General features: G+C 63.8%; 21 protein-coding genes. 4 read left to right on the forward strand and 17 right to left on the reverse strand.

The annotated features are described in order from the left end of the window. Nucleotides 1-147: 147 nt before the first annotated feature. From BME24068_RS09215 to BME24068_RS09245, 7 genes are all read right to left on the reverse strand, one after another. On the reverse strand, nt 148-2169 hold the full coding sequence (locus tag BME24068_RS09215) for a sigma-54 interaction domain-containing protein (protein ID WP_338138576.1): 2022 nt from the start codon (nt 2167-2169) through the stop codon (nt 148-150). Beyond that, on the reverse strand, nt 2111-2506 hold the full coding sequence (locus BME24068_RS09220; RefSeq protein ID WP_096501312.1) for a thioesterase family protein: 396 nt from the start codon (nt 2504-2506) through the stop codon (nt 2111-2113). The genes BME24068_RS09215 and BME24068_RS09220 overlap by 59 nt, the downstream gene beginning before the upstream one ends. A gap of 146 nt (nt 2507-2652) precedes the next feature. After that, complete coding sequence (locus BME24068_RS09225; protein WP_420887540.1) at nt 2653-3774, reverse strand: branched-chain amino acid ABC transporter substrate-binding protein; 1122 nt, start codon at nt 3772-3774, stop codon at nt 2653-2655. 14 nt (nt 3775-3788) lie between these two features. Then, nucleotides 3789-4508 carry an HAD family hydrolase gene (locus BME24068_RS09230; RefSeq protein WP_174925869.1) on the reverse strand — a complete coding sequence of 240 codons (720 nt, stop codon included), beginning with the start codon at nt 4506-4508 and terminating at the stop codon, nt 3789-3791. Between the two features lie 2 nt (nt 4509-4510). After that, nucleotides 4511-5269 carry an enoyl-CoA hydratase/isomerase family protein gene (locus BME24068_RS09235; protein ID WP_174925870.1) on the reverse strand — a complete coding sequence of 253 codons (759 nt, stop codon included), beginning with the start codon at nt 5267-5269 and terminating at the stop codon, nt 4511-4513. Continuing rightward, the gene (locus BME24068_RS09240; protein ID WP_096501320.1) at nt 5269-6612 is read right to left on the reverse strand and encodes a phenylacetate--CoA ligase family protein; all 1344 of its coding nucleotides are present in this window, start codon (nt 6610-6612) and stop codon (nt 5269-5271) included. The genes BME24068_RS09235 and BME24068_RS09240 overlap by 1 nt, the downstream gene beginning before the upstream one ends. 13 nt (nt 6613-6625) lie before the next feature. After that, nucleotides 6626-7012, reverse strand: coding sequence for a thioesterase family protein (locus BME24068_RS09245; RefSeq protein WP_239007789.1), 387 nt, complete (start codon nt 7010-7012; stop codon nt 6626-6628). Between the two features lie 401 nt (nt 7013-7413). Between BME24068_RS09245 and BME24068_RS09250 the strand changes: the two genes are divergently transcribed. Both BME24068_RS09250 and BME24068_RS09255 read left to right on the forward strand, forming a co-directional pair. Next, a complete protein-coding gene (locus tag BME24068_RS09250; protein ID WP_096501324.1) occupies nt 7414-7722 on the forward strand; it encodes an ArsR/SmtB family transcription factor in 309 nt (102 codons plus the stop codon). A gap of 81 nt (nt 7723-7803) precedes the next feature. Next, nucleotides 7804-8865, forward strand: a complete 1062-nt coding sequence (locus BME24068_RS09255) for an alkene reductase (protein WP_096501326.1) — start codon at nt 7804-7806, stop codon at nt 8863-8865. A 15-nt stretch (nt 8866-8880) separates the two neighbouring features. Here BME24068_RS09255 and BME24068_RS09260 read toward each other — a convergent pair whose 3' ends face one another. After that, entirely contained in the window at nt 8881-9408 is a 528-nt protein-coding gene (locus BME24068_RS09260) for a GNAT family N-acetyltransferase (RefSeq protein WP_174925871.1), read from the reverse strand. Nucleotides 9409-9497: 89 nt separating this feature from the next. On the opposite strand from BME24068_RS09260, the gene BME24068_RS09265 reads away from it, so the two are divergent. Further along, nucleotides 9498-10109 (forward strand): LysE family translocator, encoded by a 612-nt coding sequence (locus tag BME24068_RS09265; RefSeq protein ID WP_096501330.1) that lies wholly within the window; start codon nt 9498-9500, stop codon nt 10107-10109. Nucleotides 10110-10433: 324 nt separating this feature from the next. On the opposite strand, the gene BME24068_RS09270 is transcribed toward BME24068_RS09265, so the two are convergent. Further along, nucleotides 10434-12041, reverse strand: coding sequence for a methyl-accepting chemotaxis protein (locus BME24068_RS09270; RefSeq protein WP_162826187.1), 1608 nt, complete (start codon nt 12039-12041; stop codon nt 10434-10436). Between the two features lie 376 nt (nt 12042-12417). Here BME24068_RS09270 and BME24068_RS09275 point away from each other — a divergent pair, with 376 nt between their 5' ends. After that, entirely contained in the window at nt 12418-13050 is a 633-nt protein-coding gene (locus tag BME24068_RS09275; protein ID WP_420887537.1) for a flavin reductase family protein, read from the forward strand. A 15-nt stretch (nt 13051-13065) separates the two neighbouring features. On the opposite strand, the gene BME24068_RS09280 is transcribed toward BME24068_RS09275, so the two are convergent. The 8 genes from BME24068_RS09280 to BME24068_RS09315 form a co-directional block, all read right to left on the reverse strand. Next, on the reverse strand, nt 13066-13509 hold the full coding sequence (locus BME24068_RS09280; RefSeq protein ID WP_096501334.1) for a MarR family winged helix-turn-helix transcriptional regulator: 444 nt from the start codon (nt 13507-13509) through the stop codon (nt 13066-13068). A gap of 92 nt (nt 13510-13601) precedes the next feature. After that, nucleotides 13602-14303: a maleate cis-trans isomerase family protein gene (locus BME24068_RS09285; RefSeq protein WP_174925940.1), complete on the reverse strand. Its 702-nt coding sequence runs from the start codon at nt 14301-14303 to the stop codon at nt 13602-13604. Between the two features lie 53 nt (nt 14304-14356). Continuing rightward, nucleotides 14357-15388: a carbon-nitrogen hydrolase family protein gene (locus tag BME24068_RS09290; RefSeq protein WP_174925941.1), complete on the reverse strand. Its 1032-nt coding sequence runs from the start codon at nt 15386-15388 to the stop codon at nt 14357-14359. A gap of 34 nt (nt 15389-15422) precedes the next feature. Next, nucleotides 15423-16370, reverse strand: coding sequence for a fumarylacetoacetate hydrolase family protein (locus BME24068_RS09295; RefSeq protein ID WP_174925872.1), 948 nt, complete (start codon nt 16368-16370; stop codon nt 15423-15425). Nucleotides 16371-16425: 55 nt separating this feature from the next. After that, nucleotides 16426-17550, reverse strand: coding sequence for a cupin domain-containing protein (locus tag BME24068_RS09300; RefSeq protein WP_096501340.1), 1125 nt, complete (start codon nt 17548-17550; stop codon nt 16426-16428). Nucleotides 17551-17589: 39 nt separating this feature from the next. Next, nucleotides 17590-19917 carry a bifunctional salicylyl-CoA 5-hydroxylase/oxidoreductase gene (locus BME24068_RS09305; protein ID WP_174925873.1) on the reverse strand — a complete coding sequence of 776 codons (2328 nt, stop codon included), beginning with the start codon at nt 19915-19917 and terminating at the stop codon, nt 17590-17592. A gap of 11 nt (nt 19918-19928) precedes the next feature. Then, nucleotides 19929-20354 carry an acyl-CoA thioesterase gene (locus BME24068_RS09310; RefSeq protein WP_096501344.1) on the reverse strand — a complete coding sequence of 142 codons (426 nt, stop codon included), beginning with the start codon at nt 20352-20354 and terminating at the stop codon, nt 19929-19931. Next, nucleotides 20351-21865 carry an indolepyruvate oxidoreductase subunit beta family protein gene (locus BME24068_RS09315; RefSeq protein ID WP_174925874.1) on the reverse strand — a complete coding sequence of 505 codons (1515 nt, stop codon included), beginning with the start codon at nt 21863-21865 and terminating at the stop codon, nt 20351-20353. Before BME24068_RS09315 ends, BME24068_RS09310 begins: the two co-directional genes overlap by 4 nt. Nucleotides 21866-21911: the final 46 nt, after the last annotated feature.

Genomic DNA, 21911 nt, shown 5'->3' on the forward strand with positions numbered 1-21911 from the left:
AGCATCGAAGGCACGCGCGTACACGCACACGCACTCGCACTCGCACTCACGCCGCCATGGCATGGCGGCGGCCCACCCCGGCTCGACCAGCCGCGCCGATCGGCACCGGCGTCGGCAGCGATCCACGCGCCGAATGGCCGGAGCCGGCTAATGCAACGGCCGTTCGAGCTTGATGTTGTATCGCTTCACCTTTGCATACAACGCCGGCTTCGAGATTTCGAGCAGGGCCGCGCAACGCGTCACGTTGAATCGGCACGCGGCCAGCGCATGATGGATCGCGTCGCGCTCGACGTCCCTCAGCGATTGAATCGCCTGATCGCCCTGCGTGCCGGGCTTTCGCTGCATGCCGGGTGCCGGTATCGGATCGGACATGCCGCCCGCGCCGCGCGGCGGCCGCAACAAAGCCGACACGTCGTCGATGATGCCTTCGTCGCTCAGGTTCACGGTGCGCTCGACGAGATTCTCCAGCTCCCGGACATTGCCCGGCCATGCGTAGGCATGCATCTGATCGAGCGCCCGTTTGCTGAACCCGAATATCTTCTTGTTCAGCAGCGTCGCGTACTTGCTCAGGAAAAAGTTCGCGGTCGCCGTGATGTCGGCCTTGCGCGATCGCAACGGCGGAATCGAGATCTCGATGACGTTGCAGCGATAGTACAGATCCTCCCGGAACTCCTTCGCCGCCACCATCGCTTCCAGATCGCGGTTGCTCGCACAGATGATGCGCACGTCGATCGGGATCCCCTTGGTATCTCCGAGCCGGGTCACTTCGCGTTCCTGGAGTACGCGCAGAAGCTTCGCCTGCACATCGATCGGAAGCTCCGAAATTTCATCGAGAAAGACGGTGCCCCCGTCGGCGGACTCGAATTTCCCCGGCCGCCCTTCCTTGGTCGCCCCGGTGAAACTGCCCGGCGCGTGCCCGAACAGTTCGCTTTCGATCAGGTCGTGCGGCAGCGCGGCGCAGTTGATCGCAATGAACGGCTGGGCCTGGCGTGCGCTCGCGTTGTGGATCGACTGCGCGAAAACCTCCTTGCCGACGCCGCTTTCGCCGCTGAGCAGCAGATTCGCCGAACCGTGCGCCGCCTTGCGGGCGGCGCCGATCGCGTCGAGCAGGCTGTCGCTCTGCCCGACGATGTTCTCGAACGTATAGCGCGCGTAGTTGCCCGCATACTTGCCGGCGATGCTGCGCACGCGCTTGATCTCGCGGAACGTGTTGACGACGGAAACCACCTGCCCGCAGCTGTTCTTGACGGGAATCGCCGTGTCGATCAGGTGCAGGTGACGGGCGGGCGAGTCGATGATGAGTTCGCGATCGACGTAGCCCACGCCGGTCGTGAAGATCGGCGCAATGATCGGCTCGAAGTCGATCAGCGCCTCGAGCGGCCGCCCGATGCTGGCCACCGGATCGATCCCGAGAATCCGTCCCGCGACGGTACTCGCATGACGCACGATGCCGCCTCGACCGAGCACCATCAGCCCGTCGCCGATGTGGTCGATGATCGCCTTCTGCTCCTCCACCAGCGTCTGGTGCGCGACGAGGTCGAAATGACTTTTCAGCGAGACGCCCAGCGTGATGTCGAGCAGCGCGAGCATGTCGTGCAGCGATCGCGCGTCGCGTTCCGCTCGCCGCAATGCGAGCAGGTAGACCCTGGCGGATCCGGCCGGCACGCAGGTCGCGGCGCAGTGCAGGCCGTCCACGGCGGCGAGCGGCACATCGACCGTCGCGCCGCCTTCCCGCAACGCATCGCGGACGTCGCGCAGCAGCCGGTCGAGCGCCAGCGCGCCGACGTCGATGCCGCACTGCGCGGCCAGCGCGCGCGCAGCGTCGTCCGCCGCTTCGAGCGGAACCGCGTCGTCGTCCAACGTCAGCACGTATGCGCCGAACCGCTGCGCCGCAACACGTCTTGCATCGCGCCAGCAAGCCGTATCGATCGCCGACCGGAGATCGCCGGATCGGTCGGCAGCGCCCAGACTTCGCTCGTCCATTATCGTTCGCAGCACGGTGGCAGATCCGCCCAGCTTACCAGCGCAAAAACCGTTCATGTTGAACCCCGCTGCCGCCCGTGCGACGAACGCTCGCGCCACTGCCGGCCACGGCCGGCCATTGCCGCGATCAACGGCGCGACGCGGCCTTCTTCTCGATGGCGGCGCGATCGACGATCGCGCGCGCATGTGTTCCGCTGCCGACTTGCCCTTTGGGATCGTGCACGACGACATCGAATACGAACAGGCTGCCTTCCCGCCCGCGGAAGCTGGCCGTGGCGCTCACTTGCGCATCGACCGGCGTGGGCGCCGAGTGCGTCAGCTGCGTCGTGACGCCGACCGACAACTGCCCGTTCTCCAGTTCGCCGCGCATGATTTCCGCGCATGCCCGCTCCATGAGACCGAGCATCGCGGGCGTCGACATCACGTCCGGATACGCTTCATCCGAATCGTTGCCGAAGGCGGAAGCCAGGTCCTGCACGGCGACCCGACGCGTCAGGGTCGCCGTCGCTCCGGAATGGATCATGAAATCTCCTTGTCGGTCAAATCATTGCCGCGATGCCGATGCCGCGCGGCTGAATCGCAACGGCGTCGGGCCGTTCATCCAGGCATCGATGCCCGGCCCGGCGCGACCACGGCGCCGCCTCGAACCGGGCTTCGACGCCGCGTTCGCTACTGCACGCCGACCGGCGTCAGGGTGCCGCCCGACAGCTTGTAGACGGTCACCGGCGCATCGACCCAGTCGCCCTGCGCGTCGAACTTCACCGGCCCGAGCATGCTGGTGAACGATTGCTCGCGCATCACCTTCGAATACACCTCGGGCGACGTCGAATTGGCCTTTTGCATCGCATCGGCCACGACGAGCGTCGCCGCATAGAAGCTCGGCGCATAGGTATCCACGTCGGCGCCGAACGTGCTCTTGAACCGGCTCCTGAAACGCTTGCCGTCGGGCAGGCTGTCGAGCGGCGCGCCGCCCTGCGCGCAGAACATCTTGTTGTCGAGAACGTTGTTCGACAGCTTGCTGAACTCCGGCGAACAGATGCCGTCGCCACCGACCAGCACCGCGTTGATGCCGAGATCGACCATCTGGCGCGCAAGCAGCGCCGCCTGCGCGTAATAGCCGCCGTAGAACACGACCTGCGGATTGGTCGCCTTGATGTGCGTAAGGATGCCCTTGAAGTCCGTCGTCTTGTCCGTGCTGTATTCACGCGCGACGACGGTCATGCCGTCCTTCTCCGCGGTTTTCACGAACACGTCCGCCACGCCGGTGCCGTACGCGGTCCGGTCGTCGACCACGGCCGCGCGCTTGAGCTTCAGCACGTTGGCCGAGTAATCGGCCATGCGCCGGCCCATCACGTTGTCGTTCGTCGCGAGACGATACACGTACGGAAATCCCAGCCGGGTCAGCTCCGGGTTCGACGACGCGCCCGTGATCATCACGACGTGCGCATCGTTGTATATCCGCGCGGCCGGAATGCTCACGCCGGAGTTGTAATGTCCGATCACGGCCGCCACGCCGCCGTCGACCAGCTTCTGCGCGACGTTCACGCCCACCTTCGGGTCGCCCTGATCGTCGACCGACACCAGTTGAAACTTGACCGGCTGTCCGCCGATCACCAGCTTGCGGGCATTCAGCTCGTTGATGGCCAGCTGCACGCCGCGTTCGTCGTCCTTGCCGCTCTGGGCCGAGCTGCCCGTCAGCGGGCCGGCCGCGCCGATCTTGACGACGGTATCGGCGCTCGCACCGGACGAAAATCCGGTCACGCCGACACCGACGACGGTGACGGCAAACATCAGGATCGTGCGTTTCATTTCAATTCCCCCGAAGTGGCGGACTGCGACTGGGTCAGGACATCGCGAACGGGCGACAGCGTCTCGAACTCGAAATCGGGACGCGGCTGCCACGGGCCGAGCGTGTCCGCGGCGCGGTTGATCCATGCCACGTGCATGCCGAGCGGCTTCGCGCCGTCGATATCCGCCCAGCTGGCGAGCGAACAGTGCAGCACGTCGTGCGCGTCCAGCCCGAGGCGATCCAGCGCGAGGCTGAATATCAGATGCGAAGGCTTGTACGCCTTGGCCATCTCGGCCGTCGTGACATGCTCGAAATAGCGCGTGAGCTGGCTTCTGCGCCAGAGATCGCTGTCCATGTTCGTGATCGGCATCAGCGGATAGCGCGCCCCGGCCCAGTCGAGAAACTCGAGCGCATCCGCGTGCGGCGGCGACGACTCGACGAGGTGCGTGAGCAGCACGTCGGTGAGCGCCTCGACGTCGTGGCCGTCGAGCGCGTTCGGGAACAGCGTGTCGAGGCAGCCGGTCAGTGCGTCCTGCGCGACCGCGCGATAGCTGCGGTACGCGCCGCCGCGATAGGTCTGCACGTTGCGCATGTCCCAGTCGAGGTACACGTCGAATACCGGGCGCGAAGAAGCGACGCCGAGAATGCGCATGACTTCGGCAATCCCCGCCATGCCCCCCTTGTCGACATCCACCAGCGTGCCGAAATAGTCGAACGTCAGTGCTTTGATAGTCATGGTCATTTCCTCGCGGCAAAGGCCTGGACACGGCGGGCGGCGTCGGGTGTCGCAAACGCCGCCACGGTTGCGGACTGCTCGAGCTCGAGACTGCGGGTCAACTCGGTCGACAGCTCCATCGTCAGCAGACGCTTCAGTCTCGATACGGAGAAGACCGAACGTTCGGCGACACGCGCGGCGAGCTCCAGCGCGGTGTCGACGACCTTCCCCGGTTCGACGACGCGATTGACGAGACCCAGCGCATGCAGTTGCCGAGCCGACTGGCGCTCGCCCAGCAGCCACAGCTCCATCGCGCGCTGATGGCCGACGCTCTGCGGCAGGAGCTGCGTCACGCCCCCGGTGACGAACTGCCCCCACTCCATTTCGGGGAAAAAGCACACCAGGTCGTCCGACGCCACGACCAGATCGCAGTTGAGCAGCCACTCGAATCCGCCGCCGACGGCAAACCCGTGCACCGCGCCGATGACCGGCTTGCCGTTGAACATCAGGTCGCGCGTGATCTGCTGGATGCGTTCGACGTGACTGCGGATGCTGGCATCGCTCTCGGTCTGCTTGTCGAACTCCTTCAGATCGTCGCCCGCGCAGAAGGCCCGTCCCGCGCCCGTGAATACGATCGCATTGCAGCCGTCATCGGCATTGACCTCCACCAGCGCCCGATGAAGATCGTCCAGCAGGTCGCCGCTGATCGCGTTCAGCCGCTCCGGGCGATTGAGGATCACCGTCGACACGGCTCCCGATTTCTCGATTCTTGCGTAGCTCATCACGCCTCCTTTTCGACCCAGCGGGTTTTTCCTTCGGTGCGCGGGAAATGTTCGAACGGCACCATCGTCACGTCTGCCGTCGAACCGACCCGCGTGCGGATCGCCGCCTCGACCTGCTCCCTGGCCTTCGGCCAGTCGGCGGCCGGCAATCCCTGCGCGGCTTCGACCGTCATCGTGATCCGGTCGTACGGCCCGTCCCCCTTCAGCACGATCCGGAAGATTCCCGACGCCCATTGCGGCAGCGATTCGACGGCCACGCGAACGGCGCTCGGGAACACGTTGATGCCGCGCACGTTGAACATGTCGTCGGTGCGGCCGGTGACACGGAATCGCCACGCCGTGCGGCCGTCCGGCCCGCGATCGACGCCGGTCACGGTGACGACGTCTCGCGTGCGGTAGCGCACGAGCGGCTGGCATTCCTTCTGCAAGTGCGTACAGACCAGTTCACCGACGGTCCCCGCCTCGATCGGCAGGCGTTGCAACGTGGCGGGATCGACGATTTCGGCAAAGACGACGTCGCTCGCGTGATACAGCAAATCGTTGGTCCAGTCGGTTTGTCCGCCGAGAATGCTCAGTACTTCCGACAGACCGAAGTTGGCGTTGCGGATCTTGAAACCCCACTTCTCTTCCATCGCGTTGCGCAGATCCAGGTTGTCGAGCCCGGCCTCGCCGCCGAACAGGCCCAACGTCAGCTTCAGGTCGCGGGGGCGAAGATCGGTCGATTCACGCAGGATCTGCTCGATGAGCCCCGGATACGACGGCGTGCACGAAATCGCGTTGATGCCGAGATTGACGATCGAATCGATCAGCAGACGCGTATTGCCCACGCCGAACGGCACGACCGTCGCGCCGGTCGCCTCGAGAATCGTGTGATCGGTGAAGCCGCCGGTCCACATGCAGTAGTTCAGGCAGTGAACCACGCGATCCGTCGGCCGCAACCCGGCGGCCCACATCGACCGCGCGCCGACCCGGGCGACCCGGTACGCATCGGCCGCGCTGTTCGCCAGAATCAACGGGCGCCCGGTCGTCCCGGAGGTGCGATGAAGGCGGGACACGCCCGCCTCGCCGCAAGCCACGTAGTCGCCGAATGGAGAAGCCGCCTCCTGGCTGATCCGGAGCTCGTCCTTCTCGGTGAAAGGCAGCTCCTGCAGCGAATCCAGCGTCACTTCCCGGTCGATCCAGCGCGACAGTTTCCCGCGATAGAACGTCGACATCGAACGGATGTAGTCCCACTGGGGCGACCATAGCCCGTCCTGATGCCGGCGCACCTGCCCGGGCGGCAGGGTTTCGAATGCCTCGTCGAAAAGCGCGTTGTTTGCGTTGATTGACGACTCCACTTTCATGTTCTCGTTTCCTTTAGCATGACGAATCCATATCGCCGGCACGGCCGCGACGGCTTGCACACTGAAACTCGAGTGCGGAACGCTCCACGATCGAGCGCGCGTGGCTCGCGCTCGCCACCGGACCGGCCGCATCGGTCGCCACGACATCGAACCAGTACCGTTCGCCGTCGAACGTCCGGAACGTCGCGGTGACGAAAACCGGGACGTCCGATCGCGTCGGCACCAGATGCGTGAAATGCGTCATGCGGCCGATCGACCACTCATCGCTCCGCACTCGGTCGCACATCGCGTCGACGCATGCGGCTTCCACGAGGCCCATCAAGGCGGACATGGACAGCACGTCGGGATCGCACGGCGCTGCGCCGCGGCGACAACGCTCGCGTGGCTGCGGCGTCTCCATCGCTTTCGAGACCGTCGCACGTTTCGCTGGCATCGGGCGGACTCCTCCGGTTCATTTGCGCTCTAGTACTGCAAAGCCCGTGCCAAGCTTCAACTAACCCGCGAACCCTTGTCCGGCGGGCATGCGCGGTCAGCACGGCAGAACGCCGTATTCGATTTGAACGGAAAGATTACTTACGGTCGGAAGATAAATTGACTGTGACGGGCGAGCATGCCGGAAGCGCTCCGGAAACCATCCGGCCCCGAAATACTGCCTTCCCTTCCATAAGGCAGCGCCTATCAACCCCATTGGCGTCAGTGCCTTCCATGAATATCGTAAATTTCCGATATATGATTCGACCATCGACGATACCTCGCCAGCACCGGCTCACCTGACCGAACGCCCGACCACCCGCCCTTTCCATGCCGACCGAACTCGACATCGACGCGATCCTGAAAGCGCTCTCGAACCCCGTGCGCCGGGAAATCCTCGTCTGGCTGAAAACGCCCGACGCGCATTTCCCGGCGCAGACGCTGCCGTACGACCACGGCGTCTGCGCGGGCCAGATCGACGCGCGCTGCGGGCTGTCGCAGTCGACCGTCTCCGCGCACCTCGCGACGCTGCAGCGCGCGGGGCTCGTGACGTCGACGCGGATCGGGCAGTGGGCGTTCTTCCGGCGCAACGAGGCCGTCATCGACGCATTTCACGACGCGCTGCGCCGCGAACTCTAGCCACCGGCCGAATCGGCCATACGGGTATCGGCCGTGTGCCCGGCACCGGCTCTCCCGTTTTTCGTGAAGAGGTTATCTGCCATGCCCACCCTGTTCGATCCCGTTACCCTCGGCGACCTGAACCTGCCGAACCGCGTCGTGATGGCGCCGCTCACCCGTGCCCGCGCAAGCGCCGGGCGCGTCCCGAACGACCTGATGGCCCGCTATTACGCCGAACGCGCGTCGGCCGGCCTCATCATCAGCGAAGCGACGTCGGTCACGCCGCAGGGCGTCGGCTACGCGGACACGCCGGGCATCTGGTCCGACGAGCAGGTCGAAGGCTGGAAGCGCGTGACGCAAGCCGTGCACGCGGCCGGCGGCCGCATCGTGCTGCAGCTCTGGCACGTCGGCCGGATTTCCGACCCGGTGTTCCTGGACGGCGACCTGCCGGTCGCGCCGAGCGCGATCGCCGCGGGCGGCAACGTGAGCCTCGTGCGCCCGCCGCGTCCGTTCGTGACGCCGCGCGCGCTCGAACTCGATGAAATTCCGGGCATCGTCGCCGCATACCGCAAGGGCGCGGAGAACGCAAAGCAGGCCGGCTTCGACGGCGTCGAGATCCACGGTGCGAACGGCTACCTGCTCGACCAGTTCCTGCAGGACAGCACCAACCACCGCACCGACGCATACGGCGGCCCGATCGAAAATCGCGCGCGCCTGCTGCTCGAAGTGGTCGACGCGGCCATCGACGTGTGGGGCGCGGGCCGTGTCGGCGTGCACCTCGCACCGCGCGGCGACGCGCATACGATGGGCGATTCCGATCCGGCCGCGACGTTCGGTTATGTCGCGCGCGAGCTCGGCCGCCGCAAGATCGCGTTCATCTTCACGCGCGAATCGTATTCTGGCGACCATCTGAGCCCGCGTCTGAAGGAAGCGTTCGGCGGCCCGCTGATCGCGAACGAGCAGTTCACGCTGGAATCCGCGCAGGCAACGCTCGCGAGCGGCAACGCCGACGCGATCGCGTGGGGCAAGCTGTTCATCGCGAACCCCGACCTGCCGCGCCGCCTCGAACTCGACGCACCGCTGAACAAGCCGGTGCCGGAGACGTTCTACGCGGAAGGCGAAACGGGCTACACCGATTACCCGGCGCTCAGCGACGCGGCCTGACGGCCGGCCCCCCGTTCATGCGCGCACGTCCGCGCGCATGAACACGCGCTGCGTCTCGTCGAGCCCGCGGGCAACGTGGTGCGCGCGGATCGCGCGCAGCGTGTCGTCGAGCGATGCATCGTCGACGATGCGAAAGCCGAGGCGCGCGTAGTACGGCGCATTCCACGGTGCGTCGCGAAACGTCGACAGCACGATCTGCGCGATGCCGTCCTGCGCCGCGCGCGCGACGATCTGCTCGATCAGGCGTGCGCCGATCCGCTGCCCGGCATGCGACGGCGCGACATCCAGTTCCTCGAGATACAGCCGCTGCGCATCGAGCAGCCGGTAGAACGCGAAGCCGACGCACACGCCCGCTTCATCGGTTGCGACATACGCGCGGCCGCCGTCGATGCGCACGAGCACGTCGGCCGCATCGGTCGGCTCGCCGTCGGCGATGTCGGCCATGCCGATGTCGCGAAAGCGCTGTGCGGCGGCGACTTCCACTGCGGCCATGGCGGCCGCGTCTTCGCGCGTGGCGCGGCGAATCCGGATCGATGCTGTCATCACGACGAGGTAGAGGTAGGCAGGCGGGAACGGCCGTCACTATAATCGAAACTTCATATCTTTCGAACGCCCCTTCCACGAGGTTCGCCATGACGCTGTCCGCGCTCGCCGTGTTCGCCATCGCCCTGCTCGTCACCGCCGGCACGCCCGGCCCGAGCGTCGCCGCGCTCGTCGCGCGCGTGCTGACGAACGGCGTGCGAGACGTGCTGCCGTTCCTCGCCGCGATGTGGATCGGCGAAGCGCTGTGGCTCACGCTGGCGGTGGCCGGGCTGTCCGCGTTCGCGCGCACGTTCGAGACGGGCCTGCTCGTGCTGAAATTGCTCGGCGTCGCGTACCTGCTGTTCCTCGCGTGGAAGATGTGGACCGCGCCGACCGACACGCAGGCCGACGACCTGCCGCGCGGCCAGTCGCCGTGGCGCATGTTCGTCGCGGGCACGCTGGTCACGCTCGGCAACCCGAAGATCATGCTGTTCTATCTGGCGCTGCTGCCGACGATCGTCGATCTGACGCATGTCGGCGTGCTCGCATGGGCCGAGCTGGTCGGCACGATGCTCGCCGTTCTGATTCTCGCCGACTGCTTCTGGTCGCTGCTCGCCGTGCGCGCGCGGGCTTTTCTGACGTCGGCGCGTGCGAAACGGATCGCGAACCGCACGAGCGCGACCGCGATGGCCGGTGCGGCGGTGGCGATCGCGACGCGGTGAGTCGGTTGAGGCGCCGTTTCTCGGGCACAAGCCGAAAGAAAGCCTTGTGGCGGAAGGCAGCCAACTCCAACCACCGCTCGCGGAGACGCGCCAGGCAAGACTCCCTCGATCGTAGATGGCTTCCGACCCACGATCCTACCCATACTTGTCCGGCTGCAATCCAATATTGGCCTCAATGCCTTGCCGGCAAAGCGACCTCCGGGCAAATTCCCGGCAACGTGCGTCCAAAGTTGCCCTCGCGATCACCTGGGTGACGGTTCCGGCCCGTGCAGCGCCCTTCAGGGCGGAGCATGCGACCCGGAGGAAGATCGAGAAGACGAGGGATCAGATCGAACAATCGACTCTTGCTTCGAGTCGAAAGACCGACACTGCCACTTTCAGATTTGACGCCTGCTCATCGAGCGACTGCGCCGCTGCGGCCGCCTGCTCGACGAGCGCCGCGTTATGCTGCGTTACCTCGTCCAGTTGCGAGACCGCCTGATGAACTTGCTCGATACCACGGCTTTGCTCGTCAGACGCAGCGGATATTTCGCCGACGATATCCGACACCCGCTTGATGGCCGTGCCCACATCGCTCATCGTCCCCCCGACATCGCCGGCCTGCTTTACGCCGTCCTGAACCATCGCAACGGACGACAGGATCAGTGCCTTGATTTCCTTCGCGGCAGTCGCAGCGCGTTGTGCCAGGCCGCGCACTTCGCTCGCTACGACAGCGAAACCGCGACCTTGGCTACCCGCTCGCGCTGCCTCTACTGCCGCGTTGAGCGCAAGGAGATTGGTCTGAAACGCGACGCCTTCAATCAAGCTGGTTATCTCCGACATCTGCACCGATTGCTTATTTATCTCCTTGATGATACGGATCATTTCCGCTACCGCCTCGTTACCCGAATCGGCCAGCCCGGACGCGTGGAGCGCGAGCGAATTGGCCTGCCGTGCGTTGTCCGCATTCTGCTTCACGGTCTCCGTGAGTTGAGCCATGCTCGCGGCCGTCTCTTCGAGAGACGCAGCCTGCTCCTCGGTGCGGGCCGATAATTCGTTGTTGCCCAGGGCGATCTCGCGACTGGTAAAGGTCACGCTTTCGGCATGGTGGCGAACGCTTTCAATCACGCGCCGCAAGCCCGCCTGCATTTCGCCCATCGAGACAATGAGGCTGCCGGCGGGCGCACCTCGAACCGGCACCGGGCACGACAAATCGCCTTGCGCGACCGCACTTGTAACATCACGGGCCTCCGACGGCTCCACGCCCAACTCACGCCGCAAACTACGCGTCAACACAACGCCGATCCCCGCGATGGCGATGAGGCACATCATCAGAACCGCCGCCAACACGAGCTTCGATCGCTCGAAGTCTGCTGCGCTGCTCGACTTCAGCTCAGCATTGCGTGCGCGCTGGAACTCGATGAAACGCGAGATCGTGTCCTGCAGTGCCTGCATGGATGGGGCCGCCCGGCTGACCAGCCACTGCCCCGCGGCTTCGTGCTGCCCCTGCTTCGCGAGCGTAACGAACTGGTCGAAGTCGGCGACGGTGCGTTTGTCGTTCGTCTCGAATATGGCGTCGACCAGCTTACTCGCTTCGGCCGAACCTCGATTCAGCACGCGCAGCGTTTCGCGATCGCGCATGAATTGCTGTTTTGCCGCATAACCGCGCTTGACCAACGCCTCTATCGCATCGCCATCCGTCACCAGCAATACCGTCTTTATGGAATCCACGCCGATATAGACCTGACGTGACAGATTCTCAGCCAACGCGAGCTTGACGTCTCCGTCATCCACGAGCTCGCTGATCCTGGCGTTCGCTTCTCTGAGCTGGCTCAAGGATACGAGTCCTCCTGTCACAAACAACATCATCAGCGCACCAAACGCCAATGTCAGGCGCGTACGCATCTTCAACCTGCCGATTTTCATGAGCTTGCCTCGGTCGATATATTCCATTGTTTCCATGAGACGGCCCGGACCAACGGACAAGTCCGGTCGCAGTCGTTGCACCGGCCTCGCTCGATGAGGCGCCGCCGGCACATCCGCCCTTGCAGATCGTTCAAAAGGTTCACCGCAAGTCACCATGCTTAACGGGTTGCCGTGACCGCTTCTGCAGCCGGTTCCTGCATTCGTCGTCCGGTTACTGCAACTACGGTCGAAGTCCGCGCCGCTCGCATTGTCGGCAAGTCATTCGCTCCCGATCTTCGCCGAGCCAGCCACACTATCCGGTTCCTGCGTATGGCATCCGGCAAGCGCCAGAAATTGAGGGGGCGGGATTCCAGGTACCGACTGCCGGCGGTAATCTCGTTTCAGTCACTAAAACCACGCTTCGATGACGACGATGATCCCGGACAACATTCATAGTTATCGGCAGACCGACGGCCATGGCCTGCCGCACGATCCCATTCCCGCCATTCTCGGGCCTCGTCCGATCGGCTGGATCTCCACTCAGGACGCGCATGACAAGCTGAATCTCGCGCCATACAGCTTCTTCAATATCTTCAACTATCGACCGCCGCTGGTGGCGTTTTCGAGTGTCGGCAAGAAAGACACGGTCAGAAATGCGGAAACAATGGGGGAATTCGTCTATAACCTGGCTACGCGCAAATTGGCGGAGAAAGTCAATCACACGAGCATCGAAGCGTTGCCGCATATCGACGAATTCGAACTGGCGGGTCTCACGCCTGCGCCATCAATGATCGTGGCGGCCCCGCGCGTGGCCGAAAGCCCGGTCGCACTCGAATGTGTGGTCACGCACGTGCAGCAACTCTCGTCCATCGACTCCGGGCTTCTGGACACGTGGATGGTAATAGGAGAAGTCGTCGCCGTTCATATCGATCGCGCGTTGCTGCGCGACGGCATCTACGATACCGCGCTCGCGCAACCGATCTTGCGCGGCGGCGGGCCGGCGGACTATTTCGAAGTCCTTCCCGCCGGGAAATTTTCGATGTATCGCCCTAAATGAGCGTGTCGACAGGGATCAGACCGGCGGACGATGCCGGTCGATCAGCTCGCGGAGGATTTCCTTGAGGGAATCGATCTTCTGCACACTGAAGGGCTTCAGCAACGCGCGCTCATGCGCTTCGGCCTGAGCGATCAGACCCGTCACGAGCCGCCGCCCATTGCGGGTGACCTTGACGAGGGTATATCGCCGGTCGTCACGGCTGGTCGAACGCTCCACGTGCCCTTGCGCCTCGAGGCGCAGCAACAGCCGCGTTACCGTAGGCTGCTTGCTGACCGTCGTTTGCGCCAAGGCCGAGATGGTCATCGGACCGTTGCTCGCGAGCGTGGACAACACCCGCCATTCGAGTACGGAAAGGCCATGCCGTTCCACCACGGCATGGAACTCCGTCGAGACAAGGTGCCACGCCTGGCCCAACAGGGCCGGCAAGTAGTTGTCGACAAACGCTTTGGTCTTCGTCATTCCCCTTGCCGCCTCTTCGTCTTCAAGAAACAGCAAGGATTCTACCTCGCTCTCCGAAGGCGAAGAGGGATCGCCGGCCCAGCCCCGCACGATCAGAACTTGCCCGAAAGTAACGAACCGAAGCCCGGCACGGCGGTATTCAGCCGGAGGCGCTTCAGCATCATGAACGTGGTTGCCACCGATGAGGATACGACCGGCAGACCGACCCGGTCCTCGATGAGCTGAATGGATCCCAGCGACGGCATCTGCACGCATGCCGATGCCACGACAGCGTCGACTCCCGTCGTCTTCAACCGCTTCGTGATTTCGGCGGGGGCCAGCGGATCCTGGCGTCCGACCTCCAGATTGTCGGGAATCTCCAACGAGATGCTGTCGACGACTTCAATGCCCTCGCTCTCGATGTAGTCGATCACCAGTCGCGTCAACGGCTTCATGTACGGCGCAAGAATCGAAACCTTCTTCGCACCGATCGCGTGCAGGCCGTCCACCAGGGCGCCGGCACTCGTCACGACCGGTGCCGGCGCGCCGTTCTCGACGGTACGTCCATGCAAGCGGTGCTCCGATACCCGGTGGTATCCATGCCCCATGCTCATGATCGCGACGAGGCAGGCATAACCCAGGACATCGACCTGCGCGTCCGACAGTTCCAGCGCGCAGCGGTCGCTGTCCGCATCCATGGCGGCCAGTTCCTCCTTGGTCACGTGCTTCATCCGCATCCGGCTGGAATGGAACGTGAACCGCTCCGGCTGAAATGCCTCGCGTGCGCGCAGAATCGCAGGAATCTCCGTTTCCATCGTCGTGTTCGACGACGGCACGATCTGGCCAACGCGATATGGTCGATTGTTACTCAAGACTGTGTCTCCTGATTCAGTTCGATTGCCGTTTCAACGGGAACCGCGGTCGGGTCCGTCGCCGGCAGATCGTCGAAGCGCGCGGCCTGCAATGGACGACGATCGACGTGCAGGTCAAATACGTCGAACCGGTTGTAGTGGCCGGTAATGTCGTGCATCTGGCGCGGTTGAATGCAGCGTGACAGATCGATATCCGCGTACACGATGCCCTCGTCGTCGATGAGCGGCTCGCCGATCACGCGACCGTCCGGTCCGAGAACGCCCGAGAACGCGCTGTTCCGGCGCGACAGCATCTCGCGCGCCTGCGGATGAGACGCAGCCATCGCTTCGATGATCTCCTCCGAAATCGTCGAGCACGAGACGATCGTGAACAGTTTGCCCTCGAAGCAATGCGCCGCGGAACGGACCTTGATCGCTTCGGCCATGTCGTAATCGGCCGGTGCAACCGGTAGCGAAATGTAGCTCGCGACATGCACGAGTTCGCCTTGCGCCAGCAACGCGAAACGTGCGAGCGTGTTCGTGTTCTCGCCGCATGCGAGCGCGCCGAGCGGGCCGATACTTGTCTCGTGCACGCGGAGCCCGGCGCCGTCACCCGGCGCCCAGGTCAGCTTCTCGGCCCAGGTGGGTACGAGCTTGCGATGACGACCGAGAATGCGGCCATCATCGCCAATGGTCACGACCGTGTTGTACAGCGTCCCGATGCCGTACCGGTTGCGCTCGTTGACGCCAATCACGACGTTGATGCGATGCCGTGCCGCGGTCTGCGCGATTTTCGCGATCTCGGGCCCCGGCAATTCGATCGCCGAGCGTGCCAGTTTCTCGAACCACGGACTGCCCTCGACCGGATTCATGATCCAGCTCCAGTAAGGGTAGCCCGCGACGAAAACCTCCGGAAAGGCCACCAGGCGCGCGCCGTTGTCGGCCACTTCCTCGATCAGCCGACATACTTTTGCAACGGTTGCGTCCGTTTCCAGAAAGACCGGTGCCGCTTGCACCGCGGCGACCTTGAATTTAGGAAGTTCAAGCATTTTCGAATCCCTCCGATTTCCGTCTTCCGTCGACTCACTCGCCCTGAACCTTGCGGGCCCGCGGTACACCGCCGACTGCCACCACCGGGTGCCGCAGCTCGCCGATTTTCTCCAGACGGGCTTCGATGATGTCGCCAGGCCAGACCCATTCCTGCGGATTGCGGCCTGCACCCACGCCTTCCGGCGTGCCGGTCGCGATGATGTCGCCCGGTTCCAGCGTAATGCCTGCGCTGATGTCCGCGATCAACGCAGGCACCTTGAACAGCATGTGGCGGGTATTCGAGCTCTGTTTGGTCACCCCGTTGACCGTCAGGCCGAGATCGAGCACGTGCGGATCCGGAATTTCGTCCGCCGTGACGATGACCGGCCCGAAAGGCGCGTAGGTGTCCTGCCCCTTCGAGTAGATCCACTGCCCCGCACGACGGCAATCGCGCGCGCTCATGTCGATCAGCAGGCTGTAGCCGAACACGTAGTCCAACGCGTCACGTTCATCGACACGCTTTGCGCGAGTACCGATAATCACCGCGAGTTCGACTTCCCAGTCGAGTTGCTTCGTAATGGCCTCGTTATGCTCGATCGCATCGTCCGGCCCGATCACCGTGGTCGGCGGCTTGCTGAAGATGACCGGTTGCTTCGGCAATTCCTTGGAGGTGTCCAGCGTGCGGCTCGATTCCGCGACATGCTCGACGTAGTTCAGACCGATGCCGAAGATGTTTTTCCGCGGGCGCGGAATCGGCGCGAGCAGCTTGACGTTCGCGAGCGGCGCGGCACTGCCGAGCGGCCAATTGCCTTCGAATTCGTCAAGCAGCGAAGTCGTCAACGTCACGGCATGCGGCCCGAGGTCGATGAAATCGAGCATGTTGTCCGGCAGCGCATGGCCGACATGTGCGCCAAAATGCGCCAGATCAATCACGGTATCGCCGACGATGGCCCCGAGACGGGATGCCGCATTCACGTTTGCACGATAGGTAACGAGTTTCATAATCCAGATTCCAGAAAGATGTAAGGTCGTTGCGAGTTGCCGCAGTGATATCCGCTCAGTTCACCGGTTGGTGACCGCCGTTCTCGGCCAGCGCCTCCTCTCGATACAGTCCGAGTTTCTCCATCACCGGCAGATCGCTGAAGCAGAACAGACACGTGTCTTCGGTCGTGCTGGTATTGACGTGCTCGTGCCACGACCACGACGGCACGCAGAAAATATCGCGCTCGTTCCAGTCGAACCGGTGTCCATTGATGATCGAGTACCCCTGGCCCTTGGCAACCTGATAGAGAAAGCTGCCGGTGTGTCGATGTGCTTTACCGACGAATCCCGGACGCAATAGCTGCATGCTCGCGCCGATCGTCGACATGACATGACCGCCAGTCACCGGATTGGTGTAGTGCATCAGCAGCCCGTCGAACGGACTCCCGTCGCTGACCTTCGCATAGCGCTGCAATGCCTCGTAGGTCGGCTCCCACTGATACTTGAAAAGCGGCGAGTAGGGTTTGCGCCAGCCAGCGTCCTGGGGACGCAAGCCGGGTGCGCCCCACAGGGCAACGGAGTCGTCTACGGGATAGGTAATCGCCTGGTGGAGGTCCGGATGGACGGCATAAAAGCCCGCTTCGAGTGCATTGACGAGCGGAATATCGAGACCGTCCTGCCAGATGCAAGGCAGCCCGTCCGACTCCACGCCGTGCTCGTGCCACGTGCCGTTCGGTGTCAGCACGAAATCGTTGGCTCCGAGGGTCATCTTGTGGCCGTCGACGATCGTGTAAGCGCCGGCGCCTTCCATGATGAAACGAAGCGCGGACGAAGAATGGGCGTGCGCGGACGCGATCTCGCCCGGATGCATCACCTGCAGCCCCGAATACAGCCAGCCCACGGCCGCCGAGACATCCTGGCGTCCCGGGTTATCGAGGTAAATGACACGTCGCCCCGCCTTTTCCGGCGTCACGAGTTCCACCGAGCGAAGCACATGTTCCCGCAAGTCGCGGTAGCGCCAGAGCACCGGCAGCGACTCCGACTTCGGCTGCCACGGCTCGATCTTGTTGGCCACGGTCCACAACGCGCCCGTTTTCATGCTGGCCAGTTGCTGGTAGTAGGCGACAAGCTCCGGCGTGTCCTCGACGTCGGCGCGTCCGGCGGTATGTTCGCGATGCTGGTCATATACGGTCTTTGTCACGACATGATCTCCTTGTCTCGATCGGATGGGCGTCCGATATCAGGTCCGGTTGCGCGCATGACTGCGCTCGAGCTGGTCCTTGCCTGTCAGATAGGCGGCCGGCCAGTCAACGTTGCTCCATCCTTGCTTCGCACATTCATGCAGCAGCCAGGCCGGGTTCGCCAGGTAGGCGCGCGACAGCGCACAGAGATCCGCGCGCCCGGACGCGACGATTCCGTTGATCTGGTCCGCCTCGGTGATCGCACCCACCGCGATCGTCGGCACACCGGCTTCGTTGCGGATACGATCGGCCATCGGTGTCTGATACATCCGCCCATACACCGGCTTCTGATCCGGCGTGACTTCACCCGACGACACATCGATCAGATCCGCACCGCCAAGATGCAGGCGCTTCGCGATTTCCACGGCCTCGTCGACCGTCGTTCCGCCTTCCGCCCAATCGGTGCTAGAAATGCGCACGGAAATCGGCAGATCCGCCGGCCATGCGTCGCGCACCGCAGCCAGGACTTCCAGCGGAAAGCGCAGGCGATTGTCGAGTGAGCCGCCATATTCGTCGTCGCGGCGATTCGTCAGCGGCGAGATGAAGCTGGACAGCAAACAGCCATGAGCCGCCTGGATCTCGATCCAGTCAAAGCCGGCCACCGCGGCGCGGCGCGCCGCATCCGCGAACTGATCCCGAATTCGAATCAGATCGTCGCGGCTGGCCTCACTCGGAACGTGCGATATGCCAGGCAAGTAAGGAAGCGCGCTTGCGGAAACGAGCGGCCAGTTGCCTGCGACGAGCGGACGGTCCGGCTCTTCCCAACCCAGTTGAGTCGAGCCTCGCCGGCCCGCGTGATTCAACTGGACACCGATTCGCGCATCGCTGTGCGCATGCACGAATTCGGTAATGCGCTTCCATGCCTGAACCTGCCCGTCATTCCACAAGCCCGGGCATCCCGGCGTCATGCGCCCGTCCGCCGACACCGCGGTGGCCTCCGTGAACAGCAGCCCCGCGCCGCCGAGTGCGCGGCTGCCGAGGTGAACCATGTGAAACGCGTCGGGGATGCCATCGCGGCTCATATACAGCAGCGTCGGCGACACGACGACACGATTCTTCAGCGTCACCCCGCGCACGGCATACGGCGCAAGCAACGGCGGGCGCGGCAGGTTGCCTGGCGCGGTCGGTGCACCCGCGCGCGCCGCGAGCCAGTTCTCGTATTGGGCAAGCCACTCCGGATCGCGCAACCGCAGGTTTTCGTGAGAAATGCGCTGCGAACGGGTAAGCAGCGAATAGGCGAACTGCTCGGGCTCGAGCGCCGCGTAGCGCGCCACGTTCTCGAACCATTCCGTCGAATTGCGCGCTGCGTTCTGGATCTTCAGCACTTCGACGCCGCGCACATCCTCATAGTGCGCCAGCCCCTCGCGAAGATCGCCATACCTGCCCTTCAGCGTGTTGCACAATTCGATGGCGTCTTCGAGCGCGAGTTTCGTGCCGGAGCCAATCGAAAAGTGCGCGGTATGCGCGGCATCGCCCATCAGCACGACCGGGACGTCACGCCCTGCTTCGCCGTCCGGTTTGCTCCACTGAACCCACTTTTCGCAGATCACACGCGGGAATCGAATCCAGATCGCCGAGCCGCGCAGGTGCGACGCATTCGAAATCAACCGCTCTCCCTGCAGCCACGGTGCAAAAATCCGTTCGCAGAACGCAATCCCCTCTACCTGGGACATCTCGTCGATGCCGGCCGCGTGCCATGCCTCGTCGGTCGTCTCGACGATGAACGTCGAGCGGCCTTCCTCGAAACGGTATGCATGTGCCTGAAACCATCCGTATTCGGTCTGAACGAAGATGAACGTGAACGCGTCGAAGATCTTGCTCGTTCCGAGCCAGACGAAGCGGCAGCGACGTTGGTCGATGTCGGGCCGATACGTGTCCGCATAGCGTGTTCGGATCGGGCTGTTGATCCCGTCCGACGCAATCACGAGATCCGCGCCGTACTCCTTCGCGACGGCTTGATCATCCTTGATCTCGGTTTCGAAGACCAGCCGTACGCCCACCTCCTCGCACCGGGCTTGCAGGATGTTGAGGAGCTTCTTGCGGCCGATCCCGATGAAGCCGTGCCCGCCGCTACGGACCACCTGGTCCTTGACGTGGATATCGATGTCGTCCCAGCGACTGAACTCGTCGGCGATTTTCTGCGCGGATACCGGATCGGCTTCGCGAAGATTGTCCAGCGTCGCATCCGAGAAAACGACACCCCATCCGAACGTGTCGTACGGACGGTTCCGTTCGATCACGACGACTTCGTTGTCCGGATCCTGCAATTTCATAAGCAGACCAAAATACAATCCAGCGGGTCCCCCGCCGATACAGACGATTTTCACAATTGTCTCCTTTACTCGTTGACGGGCTCCGAGCTCAGTGCCCGACGCAGCATGTCTGGAATGTCGATCGCCTGATGCGTGTCGAGCGAGGTCGAAACCAGCACCTGCGTCACGCTCATTCGAATTTCGCCTTCGCTGCCGATACAAGCGAGCGACAACGTCAGCGACTTTCCGCCAAGCCGCAGCACTTCGAGGCTTAGCTCGACATCGTCTCCCATGCGGCTGATCGCGCGAAAATCTGCTTCGAGACGAACGGTGGGCAAACCGAAACGCTGCTTGCCGATATATCCCGCGAACCCCTCCGGCAGCAGACCATCGATCCACGCCTCAAGCAAGTTGTTGAACATCACGAAATACTGCGGATAGAACACGATGCCGGCCGGATCGCATTCGGCAAAGCGGATTCGATGCTTTTGTGTCAGCTTGCGCGGATTCATCGTGTCTGTCCTCCGGTAGAAAGTGCGTGACGCTCGATGCACGCGCGCAGCGCGTTGCCGTGTTCGTCTGCCAGTGCCGCGTCGCGGAGTTCGCGCAACGTGGCCGGCTTCATCGAAGCCGAATGACGATCGACGACCGCCATCAAGGTCTCGTAGTTGCGCAGCCCCCTTGCATGCGTATCGCCATACCCCTTCACCAACCGCTGGCACTGCGCCGTTTCGAGCGCGAGCGCCGGGTCAGTTGCCGCCAACGCGCGAACGCGCGCGAGCCACGTCTCGATACGCTGGTTCTCGAGTGCGAAGCGCAGCGTGACGCGACGCCAGCGACGCCAGCGCGCCAGCAGATACAACATCAGGAACCCGCCGAGCGAACTCGTGCTGACCACACGCCCTTCCCGGGCGAACCGCCCGACGAAACGGTGCATCGCGTGCGGGCGCAACAACCATCGACCCAGCGCGGCCGGCAGTGTCTCGGCGATTTCCTCGACGCGCGGGTGCATGAACTCGTTGATTTGCAGAATCTGATCCGTCTTCGCCCGCACTTCGCCGCGTACACGCTCGAAACGACTGGCACGCGTCTTCAGGTCGGCCACGCGAATCGTGTCCTCGTATGACATCCAGAGCGCCAGATGCCGCGCCGCTTCTCCCAACAGCTTGGTATCGCTTCCGCCAGACGTTGCGCGCAGCGTATCGAGACGATCCAGGTACAACCCGGCGTACGCGACATCCTGATAGTCGATCAGGCGGCGAACGCCTTCGATCGCGAGCGTCGATGCATCGCAGGGGTAACGGCGCGCCCGTTCGACCAGCGCCGCAACCGCCTGGTGACGGGGAGTTGCGAGTTCGGCTGCCGCCGGGGAGACGGCCGGCGGTGCCTCCGCGTGGTCCTGCCGAGCCCGCTTGAAACCGGCATCGAATGCCTTGAGGCTGGGCTTGACGCCCACCCCGCCACGCTCAATGGTCGCCTCGAACTGTTCGCGCGAAAACGGCAGCACGTCGGCAGCACACAGCGCACCGAACAGCACGGCGCTAATGACGCTGCCGGTTCGCTCGGCCACGTCGGCCATGTTGAAATGCACGAATCGCTTCGCCGCGCGCCGGGATTGACGCACGAGAGTATCGCTGTCGACGCGACCGTCTCCCATCGCAGCCTTCTCCCCGATCGAGTAGACGCGATGGCTCGATGCGACGAGCGTCGTCCGGTCCGCCGTCACGATGCCGCGCTGCACCGCACGCCCCGCTTCCATCAGTTCCGAGGCCAGCACGATGTCGACGTCGCCCGGCATCGGCATCAGCGCAAGGACCGGCGTACGCGGCACCGCAGCGTCTGCACCCGGAAACATCTCGACGTAGTAGATCGTCGCGCCGGTGCGCTGCGCCACGCCGGGCACCGACGTTGTCTGGGCGAAATAGCCATTTGCCTCTCCCAGATCGACGATCCAGTCGGCAAGCACGCCGCCGCCCTCACCGCCCATGGCGAGAATGGCGATCTTGATCGGCTCAGCATTCATTCCTGATTTCCTCTTGAAGCAACGACGGGTGCCGGCACCCGCCTGA

Origin of the sequence: Burkholderia anthina (genome assembly GCF_902498995.1) — a bacterium.
Classification (GTDB): Bacteria; Pseudomonadota; Gammaproteobacteria; order Burkholderiales; family Burkholderiaceae; genus Burkholderia; species Burkholderia anthina.